Raw genomic sequence first — 19,547 nt, 5'->3', positions numbered from 1 at the left:
GGACGGTGAGATGCGAAGGGCTTCGGAAGGGCGAAGCGCGCGGGAGGCGCAGTCGAACTGGGGATCCGTGCACTGGGGAACACGGAAAGACGACACACACCGACCAGGCAGGGGGTGCCGCGGAGGCGACCGCGGCACCCCCTGCACTCGCCACCAGGGAAGCGCCCCCTGCTGTCGCCACCGGGGAAGCGCCCCCTGCACTCGCCACCAGGGAAGCGCCCCCTGCTGTCGCCACCGCGGAATCAGTCCGCGAGGAGCACCTCGTACCCCGCGTCGCGCAGCGCTTCGACGGATGCCGCGTCGGCCTCGGCATCCGTGATCACCGAGGGGAACAACTCGACTCCGCCCACGGCGGCGAAGGCGGAGAGGCCGAGCTTGCTCGAGTCGGTCACGACCACGGCGCGGCGGGAGCGCTCGGCCATCATCCTGTTCACGGCGGCCTCGCGCTCGTCCTGCGTGGTGGCTCCGGATGCCGCGTCCATGCCGTTCACGCCGATGAAGGCCATGTCCAGCCGCACTCCCCGCAGCAGCTGCTCGACGAATGGCCCGACGAGCTCGTACGTGCGCGAGTGGATCACGCCGCCGGTGACGACGACCTTGATGTCGGGACGCGTGGCCAGCTGCGCCGCGATGTTCACGGCGTTCGTGACGACCGTGAGTCCGCCCCCGCCCGAGAGGTCGTCTCGGGCCGCGAGCGCCGCGGCGATGGCGGTCGTCGTGGTGCCGCCGGAGAGCCCGACGACCATTCCTGGTGCGACCAGCGACGCGGCAGCCTGCGCGATGCGCTCCTTCTGGTGCGTGCGGAGATGGCTCTTGTAGCGGATGGGCAGCTCATAAGCGACGGCCTGCGCCACGGCGCCGCCATGGGTCCGGGTGAGCAGACGCTGCTCGGCGAGGCTGTCGAGGTCGCGACGCGTCGTCGCCGGTGAAGCGCCGAACCTCTCCACGAGCTCCTCCACCGTCACCTCTCCGGCATCGGCGAGGAGGTCGAGGATCGCGTTCAGCCGCGCCGCCCGCTTCATGCTTCGCCCTCCAGCGCGAACAGCCGCAGCATCCGCGACGCCTCGCCGGCCAGGGCTTCCCGCGCGGGCTTCAGGTACTTGCGCGAGTCGACGAGCGACTCGTCCGCGGCCAGGCCGGCGCGGATCGCGCGAGTGAAGAAGCCGTTGAGGTGCGTGGAGACGTTGATCTTGGTCATGCCCGCCCGCACCGCGTCGACGATCACAGCGTCCGCGACGCCCGAGGAGCCGTGCAGCACGAGGGGCACGTCGAGCGCGGCGTGCAGGCGGGCGATGAGGTCGAGGTCGAGAGACGCCGACCGGTCGAGCATGGCGTGCGACGAGCCGACCGCGACCGCGAGGGCGTCGACGCCCGTCGCCGCGACGAAGGCGCGTGCCTCCTCCGGGTCGGTGCGGACGCCGGGCGCATGCGCGCCGTCCTTGCCTCCCACCTCGCCGAGCTCGCCCTCGACGTACACGCCGGCCTCGTGCGCGCGGGTCGCGACCGCGGCTGTGAGCGCGACATTCTCGTCATAGGGCAGCGCGCCGCCGTCGAACATCACCGAGCCGAAACCGAGGGCGATCGCCTCGTCGACGAGCTCCGGGCGCTCGGCGTGGTCGAGATGCACGGCCACGGGCGTCTGCGCCCGGCGCGCCACCGCCAGCGTGGCCAGCGCGATGGGCTCGAGGCCGCCGTGGTAATCGGCGCAGTTCTGCGAGATCTGCAGGATCACCGGCAGCTGCGCCTGCTCCGAGGCGCGGACGAGCCCCTCCGCGGTCTCGAGGTGGATGACGTTGAACGCGCCGATGCCGGTGCCGCGGCGTGCGGCATCCGTCACCAGATCGCGAGCGGAGACGAGGGTCATTCAGGGTCCTTGGGAGCATAGGGGCCGACCGTGAGGGCGGCGTCGAGGTCGGTCCAGGTGTCGGAGATCTCGCCGGCGAGCGGCATCAGCACCGCCGCCGCAGACCAGGCGGTGGCACGGCGGAGGATGCGCTCGGGATCGCGCTCCCCCTCGGCGTAGAGCACGGCGCACGCGGCGACGCCGGCGTCTCCTGCCCCGGTCGGATTGCCCGACAGCGGCGCGTCGAGACGGGCGTGCAGGGTGTCGGACGCCGTGACGGCGAGCATTCCGTCGGCCCCCAGCGACAGCAGCACCAGCTCCGCACCGCGGTCGAGCAGCGATCGTGCGCCCTCCACCGGGTCGGGGATGCCGGTCGCATCGGCGAGCTCGGCCGCATTGGGCTTGAGGACCGTGGCCCCCGCGTCCGCCGCGCGGAGCAGGGCGGGGCCCGAGGTGTCGACGATGACCGGCACCCCGGCGTCGCGGCCGACACCGATGAGCAGGGGGAGGAGGCTGCCGGGCGCGCCGGGGGGAAGGCTGCCCGAGACCACCAGCACGCGCGCGGTCGGCAGCCGGTCGACGACCTCGGCGAGCACTGCCGCCCACTCCTCATCCGACGGGTTCATGCCGCGCTCGTTGATGACCGTCGTGTCGCCGAGCGCCTCGTCGACGATCGCCACGCTCTGCCTCGTCGCTCCGGCGACCTCGATGAGCGCGTGCGGCACGCCCGACGCGGTCAGCTCCGCGGCGAACTCGATGCCCGTGCGACCGCCGACCGTCGTGATCGCCACGACCTCGGCACCCTGGGCGTGCGCGACCCTGGCGACGTTGAGCCCCTTGCCGCCCGCGCGCACGGCGCCGGCATCCGCCCTGTGCGTCGCGCCGACGACGAGCCGGTCGACGTGCCAGGTGAGGTCGAGTGCGGGGTTGGGCGTGACGGTGAGGATCATGCGAGCTCCCTCGCGCGCAGCGCGGCACCGATGAGGCCGGCGTTGCCCGACAGCTCCGCCGGGACGAGCTCGGGGATGCGATGGAAGCTCAGCCTCGCGGCGAGGCGCGCGCGCAGCTCGTCGAACAGGGCGCCGCCGGCGCGCGACAGGCCGCCGCCGATGACGACCGCCTCGGGCGCGACGACCGCGGTCAGCTGCGCGAGCGAGAGGGTGAGCGCGTCGATGGCCGAGTTCCAGATCTCCGCGGCGATCTCGTCGCCCGCCGCGGCGCGCGCGATGACGTCCTTCGCGCCGTCGGGTGCGATGCCCGTCGCTTCGCGGTAGCGGCGCGCGATGGCTCCGGCCGAGGCGACGGCCTCGAGGCACCCGCGGGCTCCGCACGCGCAGACCGGACCGTCGGCGATGGGCGAATGACCGATCTCGCCGGCGTAGCCCCCCGCGGTGTACGGCACGCCGCCGACGAGGAGGGCGCCGGCGATCCCGGTGCCGATCACCAGCACGACGGAGTCCGCGTGGGCGCGCGCGCCGCCGAGCCGGTGCTCGGCCCAGCTCGCCGCCCGCACGTCGTGGTCGAAAGCGACGGGGAGGCCGAGAGCATCCGCCGCCAGGTCGCGGATCGGGGAGTCGTGCCAGCCGAGGTTGCTCGCGAACACACCGAGGCCCGCATCGGCGTCGACGATGCCCGGCACGACGAGACCGACGGCCTTCGGCTCGACGTCGGGGTGGGCGGCGCGCAGTTCGCGGGCGAGCACGACGAGCCGCTCGATCAGCACTCCGGTGCGATCGCCCTCGGCCACCGGAGTCGGCGTGCGGCGCAGACCGAGCGCGGTGCCGTCGGCGTCGAAGAGCGCGGACTTGATGTCGGTGCCGCCCACGTCGAAGGCGAGCACGGGCGCCCCCTGCCCGAGCGACCGCACGGCGGCGAGCCTCTCGCCTGAGGCGTCGCGCACGACGTCCGGCACGACGGCGCCGCTCGGGTCAGGGGAGGTCATCATGCATCAAGGATGACGGAACGCGTGAGGTTGCGCGGCTGGTCGGGGTCGAGGCCGCGCGACACGGCCCGGTCGAGGGCGACGCGATGGAGGCGCACGAGGTCGGCCATCGGGTCGATCGGATGCTGCACGAAGCGCGCTCCCGTCGCCTCGACCTGCGCGGCGAGGCCTTCGGGCGCCTCGCCGAACTGCCAGGTCACGCGGCCGGGAGCCGCGATCGCGATCGGGCCGTGCCGGTAGTCCATCGACGGGTACGACTCGGTCCACGACTGCGACGACTCGCGCAGCTTGAGCGCCGCTTCGTGAGCGAGACCGATCGTCCAGCCGCGGCCGATGAAGGTGTACTGCTCGGCATCGCGCAGCCCGTCGTCGTCGGTTGCGGCGAGCACGGCCTCCGCGTCTGCGATGGCGCCGGTGAGGTCTTCGCCGAGCGAGGCGCGGAACAGCGCGAGCGCCGTGGTCGCGAACCGCGTCTGCACGACCGACTTCTCGTCGGCGAACGGCAGCAGCACGGCCTCGTCGACCATCGAGACGAGCGGAGACGTCGGGTCGCCGATCACTCCGATCGTGGGGACGCGCCCCTTGATGCGGTCGACGAGTTCGAGCACCTCGGTGGTGGTCCCCGATCGGGTGAGGGCGACGACGGCGTCGTAGCCGCGGTCGATGAAGGCCTCGGATGCCGCGTACGCATCCGTCTCGCCGAACCCGGCGCTCTCGCGGCGTGCGGCATAGGACTGGGCGATGAACCACGAGGTGCCGCAGCCGACGACGGCGATACGGGCGCCCGAGGCCGGAAGCTGCGCCTGCGCTTCGCGCAGGTCGGCGGCCTTCGCCCAGGTCTCGGGCTGGGAGGTGAGTTCGGTGCGCATGTGCACGCCAGGCTGGACGTCGGTCATGGCTCGGCCTTCCTGAGGCAGAAGTTGCGTAGTTGTGATTGTTTGGAGATGGATTCGATCATAGTATTGCGATCGGAACGATTCCCACAAGCCGATGCTTGATTTGTTCGTTCGCCTGACAAATAATCGAACAACTCCGCCGCCCTCCCCCGGGCGGCTCACCACGCACCGTCGCGTGAAGTGTTGCGACTGTGCACGACGTCCGCTCTCCGCGAGCGGGCATCCGCTCCCCGAGCGGAACAAACACAGTGAGGATGCACCACACATGAAGAAGTCACTGCGATTCGGCACCGCGGCCGTAGCAGCGGTCGCCACTCTCTCGCTCGCGTCGTGCGGTTTCGGCGGCGGCAGCGGAGGAGACGGCGGCAGCGGCGACGGAAGCGGCACCACGCTGAACATGCTCGTCCCCAGCTATTCCGACCAGACCAAGGGCCTCTGGGAGGACGTGATCGCCGGGTTCGAGAAGGAGAACCCCGACATCACGGTCAAGCTCGAAGTGCAGTCGTGGGACAACCTCGAGAAGGTCATCTCGACCAAGATCCAGGCGGGCGACGCTCCCGACATCTACAACGGCGGCCCGTTCGCGGGCTTCGTCGGCGACGACCTGCTCTACCCGGTCGAGGAGGTCGTGTCGGAGGACACCTACGCCGACTTCCAGGACGCCTTCCTCGCGAACGCCGAGGTCGACGGCACCGCGTACGCGCTCCCCCTCATCGCGTCGGCGCGTGCGCTGTTCGTCAACAACACGCTGCTGCAGCAGGCCGGCGTCGAGGCGCCGACCACCTGGGACGAGCTGCTGGATGCCGCCACCAAGGTCTCCGCCCTCGGCGGCGGCGTCGCCGGTTACGGCATGCCGCTCGGATCCGAAGAGGCGCAGGCCGAAGCCGCCGTGTGGCTCTGGGGCGGAGGCGGCTCGTTCGGCGATGCCTCGGAGATCACGATCGACACCCCCGAGAACCTGGCGGGTGCCGAGCAGATCAAGAAGATGATCGACGCGGGCGCCACACAGGCCGACCCCGGTTCGACCAACCGCTCGCCGCTCATGGACATCTTCGTGCAGGGCAAGATCGGCATGCAGGTGGGACTGCCGCCGACCGTCGGACAGATCGAAGAGGGCAACCCCGAGCTCGACTACTCGGTCGTGCCGATCCCGACCAAGGACGGATCGCCGTTCACCCTCGGCGTCATGGACCAGCTCATGGCGTTCAAGAACGACGGCGACAAGGCCGATGCGATCACCAAGTTCTTCGACTACTACTACTCGGCCGACGTGTACGTGCCGTGGGTGCAGGCCGAGGGCTTCCTGCCTGTGACGAAGTCGGGCGCGGAACAGCTCGGCAGCGACGAGAAGCTGAAGCCGTTCCTCGACGTGCTCCCCGACGCGCAGTTCTATCCGTCGACGAACCCGAAGTGGTCGGCCGCCGACGGCGCGTTCAAGTCCCTGTTCGGTCAGCTCCAGTCGCAGCCCGCCGCCGATGTGCTGAAGCAGATCCAGGCGCAGGTCGACGCGGGCTGAGCCCGCAGAGAGGGAGAGGTTCGGGTACGACCATGAGCCAGACGACACAGTCCTCGAACCTCGCGGGGGCGGCGAGCAGCCGCCCCCGCACCTCGGCGCCGTCGGGAGCAGCGCGCGGTCGCCCCGGCATGAAGGACCTCCTTCAGGCGCTGCCGTGGATCGCACCGGCTCTGGTGCTCATCATCGGCGTCGTGCTCTTCCCCGCCGGAGTGATGTTCTACAACTCCACGCGCAAGATCTCGCTCTCGGGACTCGACAAGGGCTCTGTCGGCTTCGACAACTTCGCCACCGTGTTCGGGTTCTCCGAGTTCTGGCCCATCTTCTTCCGCACGATCGTGTGGGTCCTCGTGGTGGTGGCGTTCACGGTGGTGATCTCGCTGGCACTCGCGCAGATCCTCAACAAGGCGTTCCCGGGACGTCAGATCGTGCGCATGGCCGTCATCATCCCGTGGGCGGCATCCGTCGTCATGACGACCATGGTGTTCTACTACAGCCTCGAGCCGTACTTCGGCATCGTGAACAAGTTCCTCTACGACGTCGGCCTCTCCGGTGATCCCGTCGGCTACGGCTGGACCAAGAACCCCACCACGGCGTTCATCTGGTCGATCGTCATCGCGATCTTCGTGTCGCTCCCCTTCACGACCTACACGATCCTCGCCGGACTGCAGACCGTGCCGTCCGACTCGATCGAGGCCGCGAAGATGGACGGCGCCGGAGCCGCCCGCACCTACTGGACGATCGTGCTGCCGCAGCTGCGCAGCGCGCTGGCCGTGGCGGTGCTGATCAACATCATCAACGTGTTCAACTCGCTGCCGATCCTCAAGGTCATGACCGGGTCGATCCCCGGGTACGGCGCCGACACGATCATGACGATGATCTTCAAGTACATCGAGCTGCAGAAGAAGGTCGACGTGGCCAGCGCCCTGTCGGTCGTCGCCTTCCTCATCGTGATCGTGATCGTGGCCGTCTACGTCAAGGCCGTCAAGCCGATGAAGGAGGTCTGACCATGACCGTCACCGAGACCGCCCTCGTCACCACCCGCGGCCCCGGGGCGCGCGCCCCGCAGATCGGCCGCAAGCGCCGCTACACCGAGGACCAGGTGTCGCTGCCCCGCGTCATCCTCCGGACCGTCGCAGGCTTGCTCGTGCTGGCGGTCTTCGTGCTGCCGTACCTCGTGATGTTCTTCGGCTCGGTGAAGACCAAGCCGCAGATCCGGTCGGTGGACCCGACCTATTTCCCCACGGAGTGGCACTGGGAGAACTACATCTCGATGTGGTCGACGCCCGAGACGCCGCTGCCGTACAACCTCGTCTCCACGATCGTCATCTCCGTCTTCGCGACGCTGCTCGTGCTCGCGGTGTCGCTGCCCGCGGCGTATTACACGGCGCGCTTCCGGTTCCCCGGGCGCATGGTGTTCCTGTTCCTGGTGATCGTGACGCAGATGCTGCAGCCGGCAGTGCTCACCTCCGGCCTGTTCCGCCAGTTCACGACCCTCGGCATGGGCGACACGTGGGCGGCGATGATCTTCATCAACGCCGCGTTCAACCTGTCGTTCGCCGTATGGATCATGCACTCGTTCTTCGCCGGCATCCCCAAGGAGGTCGACGAGGCCGCGCAGATCGACGGCGCCGGACGCTTCACGGTGCTGTTCAAGATCAACCTGCCGCTCGTGTGGCCGGGGATCGTCACGGCCATCGTGTTCACGTTCGTCGCGTGCTGGAACGAGTTCGCCGCATCGCTCGTCATCCTGTCCACCGACAAGAACCAGCCGCTCTCCGTGGCGCTCACGAAGTTCGTCGGCCAGTACGAGACGAGCTGGCAGTACGTGTTCGGGGTCTCGATCGTCGCGATCCTGCCCGTGGTGATCCTCTTCATGCTCATCGAGAAGCGCCTCGTCGGCGGCCTCACCGCCGGCAGCGTGAAGTAGGGCCCCCAGCCGCTTCAAGTCGCATGATTTGCCCTCTCCGGCCCGAGATCGGGGCAAATCGTGCGACGTGAAACGGACCGGCGCCTCGTCAGGAAAGCGCGGATGCCGAGCGCAGCTGCTGCGGGTTCCAGCGCACCCCGAGCGCGGCGGTGAGGGCGATCTGCGCGACCCCGAGGGAAAGGGCACCATCGGCGGCGGCGTACCGCACCGGAACATCGGCCGTGCCCGTCGCAGAGTAGGCGACACCGGCACGCACCCGCTCCAGGAACGGTTCACCCAGCGCGCGCACCGGCCCGCCGATCACGACCTCGGCGGCGTCGAGCACCGCGGCGATGAGCTTGATCGTGCGTGCGAGCGCTCGCGCCGCGTCGTCGAACAGGGCGGGGTCCGCGGCGTCGGCAAGAGCCCGGATGCTCGCCGCGTCCAGCGCGTCGTCGAACGCCTCCCCGAGCATGGCCGTCATCGACGAGGCCGACTCCAGGCAGCCGTGCCGTCCGCACCGGCACGGCCGAGCTTCGTCGCCGAACACCACCTGCACGTGCCCGATCTCACCGGCGCGATCGCGAGGACCCGGTGCCGGCTCCCCGTCGAGCGTGACCGCGGCGCCGATGCCGACGCCGATGTGGAGGAAGAGACGATGCCCGGAGGCTCCTTCCTCGAGCGCCGCCTCGGCGATCGCCTCGGCGTCGACATCGTTCACCAGCAGCACCGGCACATCGAGGAGCCGCTCGAACCGGTCGGCGAGCGGCACGTCGCGCCACCCGAGCTGCACACTCTCGAGCACCCGCCTGCCGTCGGTGGCCCCTGGCAGCTGCGCACCGGCGATCAGCAGCCGTCCGGCGTACTCCGCCCCGATGCGCGCCAGTTCGTCGTCGAGTCTCCGCTCACGCGTCGCGGCGTCGTAGGTGATGCTGTGCGCCTCGACCTCCGCGCCGTCGAGGGCGACGAGCGAGATGCGGGCGTCCGTCGGCCTGATCACGATCACGAGGATGAGGTGGTGACCGGCATCCATGCGCAGCGTGGTCGCGCGCTTGCCCCCGGTGCTCGCCGCCTGCTCCCCCTCGACCACGAGGCGGCCCTCGATGAGCTCCGCGACGAGCGACGACGCCGTGGCCGGCGTGAGGCCGGTCGCCCTGGCGATCCCGGCCCGCGTCTGCATGCCCGGGCTGTCGAAGACCAACTGCAGCGCTCGGCGGAGGTTGGCGCGCCGCACCGAACCCTGGGTGTCGAGAGCGTCATCGCTGGTGAGCATGGGCTGGTTCCGGGGTCGCAGAGAATGTTGACACACGACGAGGCAGTGCGTAGCCTCGACATAGTTTATTCATTAAACGAAGTTGGGCGCCCCGGGCGGGCGAGTGCTGCACACACCTGTCGCCCGCCCGGGGAGCTCGATCAGCGGCTCTCCGCCGCCTCCGTGTGATGGCGGATGACCTCGGCCACGACGAAGTTGAACCACTTCTCCGCGAACTCCGGGTCGAGGTGCGCCTCCTCCGCAAGTGCGCGCAGACGCGCCACCTGCTGCTCCTCCCGGCGCGGATCGGATGCCGGCATCCGATGCTCCGCCTTGAGCTGCCCGACCTGCTGCGTGGCACGGAACCGTTCCGCGAGCAGGAAGATCAGGGCGGCGTCGATGTTGTCGATGCTGGCGCGCAGCCGGAGCAGTTCAACGTTCGGGTCCACGGCGTCGGTCATGGTCATACTCTACGGACCCGCGGCATCCCATCCGGGCGCAGGCACGCAAACCGCGCAAGCGCGGAAACGGGCGCAGGCACGGAACCCACGCAGGCACCGAAACCACGCAAACGCGAAACCGCCTGACACGGAAACCGCGCCGGCACGGAAGCGACGTGAGCCGTCTCCGCGCCGACGCGGGGTATCAGACGAGCCCCTGGTCCTTCAGCCAACCCGTGGCGATCTCCTCGGGAGACTTCTGGTCGACCGTGCTCTGCACATTGAGACCCACGAGCTCCTCGGTGGTGAGCTTCGCGCTGATCCCGTCGATGACGTCGGCGATCTCGTCGGCGACATCGCTCGATGCGATCGGGACGACGTTCGACGCGAGGATGATGTTCTCGGGGTCTTCGAGAGCCACGATGCCCTCGGTCTGGAAGGCCGGGTCGGCCGAGTAGATGTCGGCCACCTGGATCTCGCCGGCGAGCAGCGACTCGAGCGTGGTCGGCCCCGTCGCGGAGAACGCGAGATCCACGCCGTAGACCTCCTTCGCGGCGGCCGGCCCGTACGGGCGCTGCTCGAACTCCGGCGCCGCACCGATGGTCACGGGCGTGGTGACCTTCGACAGGTCGCCGATCGTCTTCAGACCGTGCTCGTCGGCGAAGCTCTTGAGCACCGTGTATGTGTCCTGATCCGAGGCCTCGGCGTAGTCGAGCGCCGTGAGGCCGTCGGGCAGCGCGTCCTTCAGCGCCGCGTAGACGTCGTCGGGGCTCGTCGCGGTCGCGCTGTCGTCGAGGTACTCCAGCAGGTTGCCGGTGTACTCCGGGAACAGGTCGATCGCCCCCGACTCCACATCGGGCATGTACGCGTCGCGCTGGCCGATGCTGAACTGCCGGTCGACCGTGAAGCCGACGTCTTCGAGCGCCTGCGCGTAGATCTCGGCGATGATCTCGTTGGAGTAGTAGGCCTGCGAGCCGATGACGATGGTGTCGCCGTCGCCTCCCGAGTCGGAACCGGAATCGGATGGGGTGTCGAGCGGATTGCTGCTCGCGCAGCCGGCGAGGACCAGCGCAGCGGCGACGGCCGTGCCTGCGGCGAGGACCAGACGTGACTTTCGTGCGGTGAACATGGGATTTCCTCTTCTCTGTGGCGAGTTCTCTGTGGCGACTTCTCTGTGGCGAGTTCTCTGTGGCGACTTCTCTGTGATGACTTCGGTGTGACGGCTCTGGTGTGGCGGGCTGTGGTCGGCGGCGGATGCGTTGGTCGGAGGGGGAGGCGGAAGACGGTAGGAGGCAGATCAGGCGGATGCCGGAGCGGGAACGACGGGCCGGCGGCGGACGCGGCGCGGCGTGCGCACTCCGGCTGGGACGGCGGCGTGCTGCGCCGCGGCGAGCAGGAGGTCGACGATCAGCGCGAGCAGGGCGACGAGGATCGCACCGCCGAGCACCTGGTCGAACCTGCGCAGCGGGATGCCCTGGATGATCGGCCATCCCAATCCGCCGAGGTTGACGTATGCGGCGATCGTGACGGTCGCGATCACCTGCAGCAGCGCGGAACGGAGACCTCCGACGAGGAGCGGAAGCCCGAGCGGCACCTCGACCTTCGTGAAGATCTGCCACTCCGTCATCCCCATGGCTCGCGCGGCATCGATCACGCGGCGGTCGATGGCTTCGAGCCCCGTGTACGCGCCCGCCAGCAGCGACGGGATCGCCAGCAGCACGAACGTGATGATCGCGGCTTCGGGCACGTGCAGCACACCGAGCAGAAGCACGAGCAGCACCATGAGGCCGAACGACGGCACGGCGCGCGCGGCGCCCGAGATGGCGACCGCGATCTCACGGCCCTTTCCGGTGTGGCCGATCAGCCATCCCGCCGGAAGGGCGATCACGGCGGCGATGAGCACCGAGATCAGCGTGTAGAGCATGTGCTGTCCGAAGAGCACGGGCAGGGAGTACGCCCCCTGCCACCGCTCGGGCAAGAACAGCCAGGCGAGTGCGTCGGCGAAGAGGTTCATGCGGCAGCCCTCACCGTCGCGATGCGGGGCGCTGACGTGCTCGCCGCACGAGTCCAAGGCATGAGCGCGCGCCCGAGGAGGAGCAGCACCAGGTCGACGATCAGCGCGATGACGACGACGGCGACGACGCCCGACAGCACCTCGGCGATGATGCGGCGCTGCAGCCCGTCGGTGAAGAGGTACCCGAGGTTCTGCACGCCGATGAGGATGCCGACCGTCGCGAGCGAGATGGTGCTCACGGCCGTGACGCGCAGACCGGCGAGGATCACCGGGCCGGCGAGCGGCAGCTCGACCGTGAAGAAGCGACGCAAGGGCGCGTAGCCCATGGCCGTGGCCGCCTGCCGCACGTCGTCATCGACCGAGTCGAGACCGTCGGCGACGGCGCGCACGAGGATCGCGATCGCGTAGATCGTGAGCGCGACGACGAGGTTCGAGTCGGTGCGGGCAGAGTAGCCGAACAGCGACGGGAGCAGGATGAGGAGCGCGAGCGAGGGGATCGTGTAGAGCAGCCCGGTCACCGCGACGATCGGTCCGCGCACGAGCCGGTATCGCCACGCCACCCAGCCGAGCGGCAGCGAGATGAGGAATCCGACCACGATCGGGATGACGCTCTGCCTCAGGTGATCGAGCGTGAGGCCGAGGATCATGCCGAAGTTGTCGGCGACCCAGGTCACGACGGTCCCGTCGTCCCGCCGGCGACCGTCAGGCCATCGGCATCCGACCCCACGATCGCACCCTGTGTGCGCCCCTCGGTGTCGACCACCACCATTCCGCGTGGCGTCTGCTTGAGGCGAAGCGCGCGGCGTCCGCGATCGGCGCCGATGAACGCGGCCACGAAATCGTCGGCGGGGTTCTCGATGATCTCGCTGGGGCTGCCGACCTGCACGATGCGGGCGCCCTTGTCGAGGATCACGACCTGGTCGCCGAGCAGGAACGCCTCGTCGATGTCGTGCGTCACGAACACCACCGTCTTGTCGAGCTCGCGCTGGAGCCGGATGGTCTCCTGCTGCAGGTCGGCGCGCACGATGGGGTCGACGGCGCCGAAGGGCTCGTCCATGAGCAGGATGTTCGGGTCGGCCGCGAGGCCGCGTGCCACCCCGACCCGCTGCTGCTGACCGCCGGAGAGCTGGCTGGGATAGCGCTCGGCGAGCCCGCGGTCGAGGCCGACGGTGTCGAGGAGCTCCCGAGCCCGCTCGTGCGCGGCCCGGCGCGAGACGCCGTTGAGGCGCAGCACCGTCGCGACGTTGTCGATCACGCTGAAGTGCGGCATGAGCCCCGAGTTCTGCATGACGTAGCCGATGCGACGCCGCAGCGCCACGGGATCTCCGCCCAGCACGCTCTCGCCGTCGATCTCGACCTCGCCGCTCGTCGGCTCGACCATGCGGTTGATCATGCGCAGCAGCGTGGTCTTGCCGCAGCCCGATGATCCGACGAACACGGTGGTCTTGCGCGAGGGCAGCACGAGGCTGAAGTCGTCGACGGCGAGGGTCCCGTCGGGGAAGCGCTTGGTGACGTTGCGGAACTCGATCATCGGCTGCTCCCGTCGACGCTCAGGGCGACACCTCGACGCCCGGCGCGAAGGCGACGTAGCCCGAGAAGTCCTTGCCCACGCGGTCGAAAGCGCTCGGATAGGGATGCGGGTACGACCAGGCCTGATCGACGTGCACCTCGTCTCCGGTCTTCACCGACCAGTACTGGCACTCGCCCTTCCAGGGGCAGGTGTACGGCGTGGGGCTCTCGATCAGCACGCCGGGCGTGACGGATGCCGGCGGGAAGTACCAGTTGCCTTCGATGCGGATGAGATCGCTCTCGTCGGCTTCGGCGATGACGGTTCCTGCGAGTACGGCCTTCATGGTCCTGCCTCCTCGGATTCGGGTTCGAGCGTATAAGAGGTCGCCGACATCGGTGCCGACGTCGCGCCGCGGCCCGTCAATGTCGGAAACATTCCTGTTCTCCTTCGGTGCGGCCGCTCCGGCTCGGATGCCGTGTCGTCTCGCCGGATCAGGCCGAGTCCCGGCCGTACGCCTCGAGCAGCCGCAGCCAGATCTCGCTGACGGTCGGATAGGACGGCACGGCGTGCCACAGCCGCGAGAGCGGTACCTCTCCGACCACGGCGATCGTCGCCGCCTGCACGAGCTCGGCGACCTCGGGTCCGACGAACGTCGCGCCGACGACGACCTCGCGGTCGGTGTCGACGACGAGCCGCGCCTGCCCCGCGAATCCGTCCTCGTAGAGGCTCGCGCCCGCCACCCAGCCGAGGTCGTAGTCGACCGATCGCACCGCGAGCCCGGCATCCGTCGCCGCCTTCTCCGTGAGGCCGACCGACCCCACCTCGGGGATCGAGAACGTCACCTGCGGCACCGCCCGGTGGTCGGCCGACGCGACGTGCCTGCCCCAGGGCGCGTCGTCGATCTCGCCGCCCTTCGCCCGCGCAGCGATGACGTCGCCCGCCGCACGCGCCTGGTACTTGCCCTGGTGCGTCAGCAGCACGCGCCCGTTGACGTCGCCGACCGCGTACAGCCAGTCGCTGCCGGGGACGCGCAGCGTGTCGTCGACCTCGATCCAGCGCCCCGGCTCGAGCCCGACGGTCTCCAGCCCGATGTCGTCGCTCCGCGGGGACCGGCCCGTCGCGGCGAGGACCTCGGATGCCGTCACCGTCGAACCGTCGTCGAGCGTGATCGTCACGCCGTCGTCGTCGCGCCGCACGGCGGTCGTTCCCGTCGAGGTGCGCACGTCGACGCCGAGTTCACGCAGCCCTGCGGACACCCTTTCTCCGGCGAACGGCTCCATGCCGCCGAGCAGTCCGCTCCGCGCGATGAGCGTCACCGTCGAGCCGAGGGCGGCGTAGGCCGTTGCCATCTCGACGGCGACGACCCCGCCGCCGATCACCGCCAGCGACTCCGGGAGCTCCTGAGCGCTCGTGGCTTCGCGGCTCGTCCACGGGTTCGCCTCGCGCAGTCCCTCGATCGGCGGGATCACGGCATCAGACCCCGTGCTGATCGCCACCGCGTGCCGCGCCCTCAGCACGCGCGTCGCGCCGTCGGCATCCGTCACCGTCACCTCACGCTCGCCGCTGAGGCGACCGTGGCCGCGGACGAGATCGATGCCTGCGGACTCCAGCCAGCGCACCTGACCGTCGTCGGACCAGTTGCTCGTGAACGAGTCGCGGCGGGCGAACACGGCGCTCACGTCGAGGCGTCCGGTGACCGCTTGAGCCGCACCCTCGACGTGCTGGGCCGCCCGCAGCGCCTGGGCCGATCGCAGCAGCGCCTTCGATGGCATGCACGCCCAGTAGGAGCACTCGCCGCCGACCAGCTCGCTCTCCACGATGACCGCGGTCAGCCCGCCCTGCACGGCACGGTCGGCGACGTTCTCGCCGACCGGACCCCCGCCCAGCACGATCAGGTCGTATTCGTCGGTCATCGCGGCTCCCATCGTCGCCTTCAGTCTTGCTGATCAGCAACGTCGAGTCACGGGCGGGTTGTTCCCGGCGGTGGGAGATTCAGACTCCGGCGTCGACGACATCCGCCCCGTCGAGCGCGAGCAGCACGCGGTCGACGGTCAGCAGATGCGTGCGCTCGGCGGAGCCCTGCGCGAGCAGGAGACGATCGGACGGATGCCGCACGGATCAGCGCACGGGCAGGAAGTGCGTCGGCGTGGGCACCGGGGCCTGGTGGCGGATGCCGAGCGGTGCGCCCGTGCGCTCGTCGAGGTCGAGCAGGGCGATCGTGTCGGAGCGCTGTCCGGCCACGAGCAGCTTGCCCTCGTGCACGAGGTGGTGTCGCGGCCAGTCGACGCCCGACTCGGCGACGGCGACGGGTTCGAGGCTCTCCCCGGCTCCCCGAACGCGCAGCGCGGCGATCGTGTTGCTGCCGCGCAGGGCCGTGTAGAGGAACTGGCCGTCGCGCGTGCGGGCGAGCTCGGCCGGGAAGTCGGTGCCGACCTCGGCGATCGGCGTCGCCGGCACCGACGAGACGACGCCCCACGTGCCGTCAGGGCCCGAGGCGAGCGTGAACACCTCGCACGAGTACTCCGTCACGACGTGCAGGTGTCCGCTCGGGTGCACGACCATGTGCCGCGGACCGACGCCGAGCGGCAGCACGACCTCATGGTCCAGGGCGAGTCCGGACGGCGAGGCCCGCCAGAAGCGCACGAGGTCGAAGCCGAGATCGGTGGTGGCGATGCGGCCGTCCGGGAGGAACGCGGCGGCGTGCGCGTGCGAGACGCGGTCGTCACCGGATCCGGCGTACGGGTCGGATGCCGGAGCCGCTGTGCCCGCGGGGGCTCCCGTGTCCTCCAGCGGCTCGCCCAGCAGCGCTGCGCGCAGCTCGGCGGCCTTGTGCGCGGCATCCGGCACCAGGCGCCCCGCGCCGTCGATGCCGATGCGCACCACCCGGCCGTCTCCGTAGCAGCTGGCGATCAGGTACGCGCCGCTCGGAGCGACGGCCACATGGCACACGTACTGGCCCGCCTCGACGGGGTCGCCCAGCGGGGTGAGCGCCGACTCGCCCGTGCGGGCGAACGCCTGCACCGCGGCATCGCCCTCCAGCGCCGCGTACACGACGTCGAGGGCCGGATGCTGCGCGAGCCACGAGGGCGAGGGCGTGTCCGTGACCGCGCCGCGGTAGGAGAGCGCCGTCTCCGCGCCGGGCTCGCCCGCGAGCAGGCCGATGCCCTCGGCGGTTCCGTCCATGGCCGGGCCATAGCCGCCGAGCCAGAAGCGCGTCATGTCTCTCCTCCGCGTCGCGGCTCAGTCGAGCAGGTCGTGACGCACGATCACCTGATCGCGCTCCGGCCCGATGCCGATCACCGAGATGCGCGTGTTGCTCATCTCCTCGAGCGCGAGCACATAGTCCTGTGCGTTCTGCGGCAGCTCGTCGAAGGTGCGGGCCGAGGAGATGTCCTCGCTCCAGCCGGGGAAGTACTCGAGGATCGGCTTGGCGTGGTGGAAGTCGGTCTGGTTGACGGGGACCTCGTCGAAGCGCACGCCGTCGACGTCGTAGGCCACGCACACCGGGATCTGCTCGAGCCCGGTGAGGATGTCGAGCTTGGTGAGCACGAGATCGGTGATGCCGTTGATGCGGGTCGCGTAGCGCGTGATCGGGGCGTCGTACCAGCCGACGCGGCGCGGACGCCCCGTGGTCGTGCCGAACTCGAAGCCCTGCTTGCGCAGCCACTCGCCCTGCTCGTCGAAGAGCTCGGTGGGGAAGGGCCCGGACCCGACGCGCGTCGTGTACGCCTTGACGATGCCGACGATGCGGTCGAGCGCTCCGGGGCCGATGCCCGAACCGGTCGACGCGCCGCCTGCGGTCGCCGACGATGAGGTCACGAAGGGATAGGTGCCGTGGTCGATGTCGAGCATGGTGGCCTGGCCGCCCTCGAACACGACGACCTCGCCGCGCTCCAGCGCCTGCGCGATGAGGTAGCCGGTGTCGGCGACCATCGGGCGGAGGCGGTCGGCGTAGGACAGCAGCTCGTCGACGATCTCGTCGACCGTCACCGCGCGGCGGTTGAACACCTTCACCAGCAGGTGGTTCTTCTGGTCGAGGGCGCCCTCGACCTTCTGGCGCAGGATGTTCTCGTCGAACAGGTCCTGCACACGGATGCCGACGCGGTTGATCTTGTCGGCGTATGCCGGTCCGATGCCGCGGCCGGTGGTGCCGATGTTGCGCTTGCCGAGGAAGCGCTCGGTGACCTTGTCGAGCGTGCGGTGGTACTGCGTGATGATGTGCGCGTTGGCGCTCACCCGCAGGCGCGACACGTCGATGCCGCGGGCGCCGAGGGCCTCGAGCTCGCTGAACAGCACCTCGAGGTCGATGACGACGCCGTTGCCGATGACCGGGTTGACCCCGGGGGACAGGATGCCGGACGGGAGCAGGTGCAGCGCGTACTTCTCGTCGCCGACGACGACCGTGTGGCCGGCGTTGTTGCCGCCGTTGAACTTGACGACCCAGTCGGTGCGCTCGCCGAGCAGGTCGGTGGCCTTCCCCTTGCCCTCATCGCCCCACTGGACGCCGACGATCACGATTCCTGGCATGGGAGACCCCCTTGCTTTCGCCGGGTTTGCACCGGCCGATGAGCTGGCCCTTGTCGGGCGCCTCCATCCTATCGAAGGGTCCGACAGCGCCCGTCCGGGAGCGCCCGTCCGGGGGCGCCGCCGCAGTCAGAGCGCGAGGTCGACGCCGACCCCGTGCTGTGCGCGGAACCAGTGCTCGGCGGCATCCGCATCGCCCGCGAGCATCGCCTCGCGCAGATGACGGAATGCGTCGGTACGGAGCTTGGCCGACTCGGGCAGCTGGCGCAGGTGGCGGAGGTTGCGCGACACGAGCAGGTCGGCCTCCTTCATCACCCGCATGAACACAGGGTTGCCCGAGCGTGCCACGAGGTAGCCGAGGAACTCCTGCGAGGCGCGCAGCAGCGCACGCGACTCGCCCGCCTCCGCCTGCACGATCATCTCGTCGAGCAGCACCAGGGCGCCGTCGAGCTCCGCCGCGTCCATGCGCCGCATCGCGAGCCGCAGGGCGACGGATGCCTGCATTCCGGCGTATTCCAGGGTGCTGGCGACCGCCTCCTCCGTGACGGCGGTGACGCGCGTGTACCGGCTGGGCGCCGTCTCGATGAGGCCCACCCAGGTGAGGCGCTGCAGGGCCTCTCGCACCGGGGTTCGCGAGACCCCGAGCGCCGAGGCGATCTCCTTGTCGTTCACGCGCTCCCCCGGTGGCAGCACGCCGGTCGCGATCGCGTCGCCGACGATGTCGAACACCTTCTCGGCGAGCGGCGCGCCGTCGATGGTGAGTGGTGCGAGGCGCTTCCCCAGCGAGGCCTGCGGATCGGTCATCGGTTGCCTTCCCCCAGTCGGAATCGAGCACTCGCCTCCCCAGGCGATGCGCCCGCCGATGATACGCGGGCCCGCTTGACGTTCCCTGACCGGCATCCCGATACAGTGGCGTCGGAGGACCGATGACGACCTGGTGGCCATACGCACGGCTGGCGGCATCCGCACTGGCGGTGGCGGCGATCGCCGCCCAGCTGATCCGCACTCTCGACATCGCCCTGCGATCCGAGACACCCTGGGGCGGGCACATTCCGACGGTGGTGGCGAACTTCTTCAGCTTCTTCACGATCGAGTCGAACGTGATCGCCGCCGTGGCACTCGCGACCGGCGCCGTGTGGGCTCTGCGCACCCGGGACGAGCAGACGCCGGAGCCGCGATGGCTCGCCGTGCTGCTGATGTGCGCGAGCACCTACATGATCGTCACGGGCGTGGTCTACAACGTGCTGCTCCGCGGGATCGAGCTGCCGCAAGGCGCGACGGTGCCGTGGTCGAACGAGGTGCTGCACGTCGTGATCCCGCTGGTGATGCTCGCGGATGCCGTGCTGGCGCCGAGGCGCAGGGCACTCGGCTGGGGTGCGGTGGGCGTCGCGGCGATCTTCCCGGTCGCGTGGGTGGTGTACACGCTCGTGCGCGCGGGGACGGTGATCGCTCCAGCCACGGGCGACCCGTGGTGGTATCCGTATCCGTTCCTCGACCCTCACCGGCCGGGCGCGAGCTATGGCACCGTCGCGGTCTACGTCGTCGTGATCGCCGCGGTGATCATCGGGGTCGCGGCCGCCGTCGTGTGGGCGGGCAGACGGCGCGGAGTGCGCGATCCACATCGGATCCCGGCATAGGCACCCGGGAATCCCGATATATTAGCCGCACGCCCGCGCGGATCAGCACGCGGGGAACAGATCGGCG

General features: G+C 69.9%; 21 protein-coding genes. 4 read left to right on the top strand and 17 right to left on the bottom strand.

Features of this window, described 5'->3' with window-relative positions; all coding sequences use genetic code 11:
* Nucleotides 1-242: 242 nt before the first annotated feature.
* Genes AB663_RS04755 through AB663_RS04735 form a run of 5 tightly spaced genes read right to left on the bottom strand, consistent with a single transcriptional unit; the run spans nt 243 to nt 4,681 of the window.
* On the bottom strand, nt 243-1,022 hold the full coding sequence (locus AB663_RS04755) for a DeoR/GlpR family DNA-binding transcription regulator (protein WP_067196291.1): 780 nt from the start codon (nt 1,020-1,022) through the stop codon (nt 243-245).
* Entirely contained in the window at nt 1,019-1,864 is an 846-nt protein-coding gene (locus AB663_RS04750; protein WP_067196290.1) for a class II fructose-bisphosphate aldolase, read from the bottom strand. Before AB663_RS04750 ends, AB663_RS04755 begins: the two co-directional genes overlap by 4 nt.
* Nucleotides 1,861-2,793: a 1-phosphofructokinase family hexose kinase gene (locus AB663_RS04745; protein ID WP_067196289.1), complete on the bottom strand. Its 933-nt coding sequence runs from the start codon at nt 2,791-2,793 to the stop codon at nt 1,861-1,863. The genes AB663_RS04750 and AB663_RS04745 overlap by 4 nt, the downstream gene beginning before the upstream one ends.
* Complete coding sequence (locus AB663_RS04740) at nt 2,790-3,785, bottom strand: ROK family protein (protein ID WP_083511110.1); 996 nt, start codon at nt 3,783-3,785, stop codon at nt 2,790-2,792. Before AB663_RS04740 ends, AB663_RS04745 begins: the two co-directional genes overlap by 4 nt.
* Nucleotides 3,785-4,681 carry an SIS domain-containing protein gene (locus AB663_RS04735; protein ID WP_067196287.1) on the bottom strand — a complete coding sequence of 299 codons (897 nt, stop codon included), beginning with the start codon at nt 4,679-4,681 and terminating at the stop codon, nt 3,785-3,787. Before AB663_RS04735 ends, AB663_RS04740 begins: the two co-directional genes overlap by 1 nt.
* A 265-nt stretch (nt 4,682-4,946) precedes the next feature.
* Between AB663_RS04735 and AB663_RS04730 the strand changes: the two genes are divergently transcribed.
* Genes AB663_RS04730 through AB663_RS04720 form a run of 3 tightly spaced genes read left to right on the top strand, consistent with a single transcriptional unit; the run spans nt 4,947 to nt 8,124 of the window.
* Entirely contained in the window at nt 4,947-6,197 is a 1,251-nt protein-coding gene (locus AB663_RS04730) for an extracellular solute-binding protein (protein WP_067196285.1), read from the top strand.
* A 32-nt stretch (nt 6,198-6,229) separates the two neighbouring features.
* The gene (locus tag AB663_RS04725; protein WP_067196283.1) at nt 6,230-7,201 is read left to right on the top strand and encodes a carbohydrate ABC transporter permease; all 972 of its coding nucleotides are present in this window, start codon (nt 6,230-6,232) and stop codon (nt 7,199-7,201) included.
* 2 nt (nt 7,202-7,203) lie between these two features.
* Complete coding sequence (locus AB663_RS04720; RefSeq protein ID WP_198147930.1) at nt 7,204-8,124, top strand: carbohydrate ABC transporter permease; 921 nt, start codon at nt 7,204-7,206, stop codon at nt 8,122-8,124.
* Nucleotides 8,125-8,212: 88 nt separating this feature from the next.
* Here AB663_RS04720 and AB663_RS04715 read toward each other — a convergent pair whose 3' ends face one another.
* The 12 genes from AB663_RS04715 to AB663_RS04665 all read right to left on the bottom strand — a co-directional run bounded on the left by AB663_RS04715 (nt 8,213) and on the right by AB663_RS04665 (nt 18,647).
* Nucleotides 8,213-9,376, bottom strand: a complete 1,164-nt coding sequence (locus AB663_RS04715; RefSeq protein ID WP_067196282.1) for an ROK family protein — start codon at nt 9,374-9,376, stop codon at nt 8,213-8,215.
* Between the two features lie 140 nt (nt 9,377-9,516).
* Nucleotides 9,517-9,816 (bottom strand): chorismate mutase, encoded by a 300-nt coding sequence (locus AB663_RS04710; RefSeq protein ID WP_067202157.1) that lies wholly within the window; start codon nt 9,814-9,816, stop codon nt 9,517-9,519.
* Nucleotides 9,817-10,000: 184 nt separating this feature from the next.
* Nucleotides 10,001-10,924 carry an ABC transporter substrate-binding protein gene (locus AB663_RS04705; RefSeq protein WP_067196280.1) on the bottom strand — a complete coding sequence of 308 codons (924 nt, stop codon included), beginning with the start codon at nt 10,922-10,924 and terminating at the stop codon, nt 10,001-10,003.
* 168 nt (nt 10,925-11,092) lie between these two features.
* Entirely contained in the window at nt 11,093-11,809 is a 717-nt protein-coding gene (locus AB663_RS04700; protein ID WP_067196279.1) for an ABC transporter permease, read from the bottom strand.
* Nucleotides 11,806-12,483, bottom strand: coding sequence for an ABC transporter permease (locus AB663_RS04695; RefSeq protein ID WP_067196277.1), 678 nt, complete (start codon nt 12,481-12,483; stop codon nt 11,806-11,808). The genes AB663_RS04700 and AB663_RS04695 overlap by 4 nt, the downstream gene beginning before the upstream one ends.
* A complete protein-coding gene (locus AB663_RS04690; RefSeq protein WP_067196275.1) occupies nt 12,480-13,340 on the bottom strand; it encodes an ABC transporter ATP-binding protein in 861 nt (286 codons plus the stop codon). The genes AB663_RS04695 and AB663_RS04690 overlap by 4 nt, the downstream gene beginning before the upstream one ends.
* 19 nt (nt 13,341-13,359) lie before the next feature.
* Nucleotides 13,360-13,662 carry a DUF427 domain-containing protein gene (locus AB663_RS04685; RefSeq protein ID WP_067196273.1) on the bottom strand — a complete coding sequence of 101 codons (303 nt, stop codon included), beginning with the start codon at nt 13,660-13,662 and terminating at the stop codon, nt 13,360-13,362.
* 148 nt (nt 13,663-13,810) lie between these two features.
* The gene (locus AB663_RS04680; protein WP_067196271.1) at nt 13,811-15,232 is read right to left on the bottom strand and encodes a dihydrolipoyl dehydrogenase family protein; all 1,422 of its coding nucleotides are present in this window, start codon (nt 15,230-15,232) and stop codon (nt 13,811-13,813) included.
* A gap of 79 nt (nt 15,233-15,311) precedes the next feature.
* Nucleotides 15,312-15,434 (bottom strand): hypothetical protein, encoded by a 123-nt coding sequence (locus AB663_RS17625; protein WP_257720795.1) that lies wholly within the window; start codon nt 15,432-15,434, stop codon nt 15,312-15,314.
* A gap of 3 nt (nt 15,435-15,437) precedes the next feature.
* Nucleotides 15,438-16,538, bottom strand: a complete 1,101-nt coding sequence (locus AB663_RS04675) for a lactonase family protein (protein WP_067196270.1) — start codon at nt 16,536-16,538, stop codon at nt 15,438-15,440.
* Between the two features lie 21 nt (nt 16,539-16,559).
* The gene (locus AB663_RS04670) at nt 16,560-17,846 is read right to left on the bottom strand and encodes an adenylosuccinate synthase (RefSeq protein WP_067196268.1); all 1,287 of its coding nucleotides are present in this window, start codon (nt 17,844-17,846) and stop codon (nt 16,560-16,562) included.
* A gap of 126 nt (nt 17,847-17,972) precedes the next feature.
* Nucleotides 17,973-18,647: a GntR family transcriptional regulator gene (locus tag AB663_RS04665; RefSeq protein ID WP_067196267.1), complete on the bottom strand. Its 675-nt coding sequence runs from the start codon at nt 18,645-18,647 to the stop codon at nt 17,973-17,975.
* A gap of 122 nt (nt 18,648-18,769) precedes the next feature.
* Between AB663_RS04665 and AB663_RS04660 the strand changes: the two genes are divergently transcribed.
* A complete protein-coding gene (locus tag AB663_RS04660) occupies nt 18,770-19,480 on the top strand; it encodes a Pr6Pr family membrane protein (protein ID WP_067196266.1) in 711 nt (236 codons plus the stop codon).
* The last annotated feature ends 67 nt before the right edge of the window (nt 19,481-19,547 follow it).

The organism is Microbacterium sp. XT11 (assembly GCF_001513675.1).
Classification (GTDB): Bacteria; Actinomycetota; Actinomycetes; order Actinomycetales; family Microbacteriaceae; genus Microbacterium.
The sequence above is the reverse complement of the archived record's forward strand: the minus strand, read 5'-3'. Positions and strand labels throughout refer to the sequence as shown.

Coding starts and splice junctions, on each gene's coding strand:
- AB663_RS04725 (WP_067196283.1), top strand. CDS start 6,230: ATGAGCCAGACGACACAGTCCTCGAACCTCGCGGGGGCGGCGAGCAGC.
- AB663_RS04700 (WP_067196279.1), bottom strand. CDS start 11,809: ATGAACCTCTTCGCCGACGCACTCGCCTGGCTGTTCTTGCCCGAGCGG.
- AB663_RS04710 (WP_067202157.1), bottom strand. CDS start 9,816: ATGACCGACGCCGTGGACCCGAACGTTGAACTGCTCCGGCTGCGCGCC.
- AB663_RS04745 (WP_067196289.1), bottom strand. CDS start 2,793: ATGATCCTCACCGTCACGCCCAACCCCGCACTCGACCTCACCTGGCAC.
- AB663_RS04670 (WP_067196268.1), bottom strand. CDS start 17,846: ATGCCAGGAATCGTGATCGTCGGCGTCCAGTGGGGCGATGAGGGCAAG.
- AB663_RS04690 (WP_067196275.1), bottom strand. CDS start 13,340: ATGATCGAGTTCCGCAACGTCACCAAGCGCTTCCCCGACGGGACCCTC.
- AB663_RS04660 (WP_067196266.1), top strand. CDS start 18,770: ATGACGACCTGGTGGCCATACGCACGGCTGGCGGCATCCGCACTGGCG.
- AB663_RS04740 (WP_083511110.1), bottom strand. CDS start 3,785: ATGACCTCCCCTGACCCGAGCGGCGCCGTCGTGCCGGACGTCGTGCGC.
- AB663_RS04715 (WP_067196282.1), bottom strand. CDS start 9,376: ATGCTCACCAGCGATGACGCTCTCGACACCCAGGGTTCGGTGCGGCGC.
- AB663_RS04680 (WP_067196271.1), bottom strand. CDS start 15,232: ATGACCGACGAATACGACCTGATCGTGCTGGGCGGGGGTCCGGTCGGC.
- AB663_RS04730 (WP_067196285.1), top strand. CDS start 4,947: ATGAAGAAGTCACTGCGATTCGGCACCGCGGCCGTAGCAGCGGTCGCC.
- AB663_RS04665 (WP_067196267.1), bottom strand. CDS start 18,647: ATGACCGATCCGCAGGCCTCGCTGGGGAAGCGCCTCGCACCACTCACC.
- AB663_RS04685 (WP_067196273.1), bottom strand. CDS start 13,662: ATGAAGGCCGTACTCGCAGGAACCGTCATCGCCGAAGCCGACGAGAGC.
- AB663_RS04755 (WP_067196291.1), bottom strand. CDS start 1,022: ATGAAGCGGGCGGCGCGGCTGAACGCGATCCTCGACCTCCTCGCCGAT.
- AB663_RS04675 (WP_067196270.1), bottom strand. CDS start 16,538: ATGACGCGCTTCTGGCTCGGCGGCTATGGCCCGGCCATGGACGGAACC.
- AB663_RS04735 (WP_067196287.1), bottom strand. CDS start 4,681: ATGACCGACGTCCAGCCTGGCGTGCACATGCGCACCGAACTCACCTCC.
- AB663_RS04705 (WP_067196280.1), bottom strand. CDS start 10,924: ATGTTCACCGCACGAAAGTCACGTCTGGTCCTCGCCGCAGGCACGGCC.
- AB663_RS04720 (WP_198147930.1), top strand. CDS start 7,204: ATGACCGTCACCGAGACCGCCCTCGTCACCACCCGCGGCCCCGGGGCG.
- AB663_RS04750 (WP_067196290.1), bottom strand. CDS start 1,864: ATGACCCTCGTCTCCGCTCGCGATCTGGTGACGGATGCCGCACGCCGC.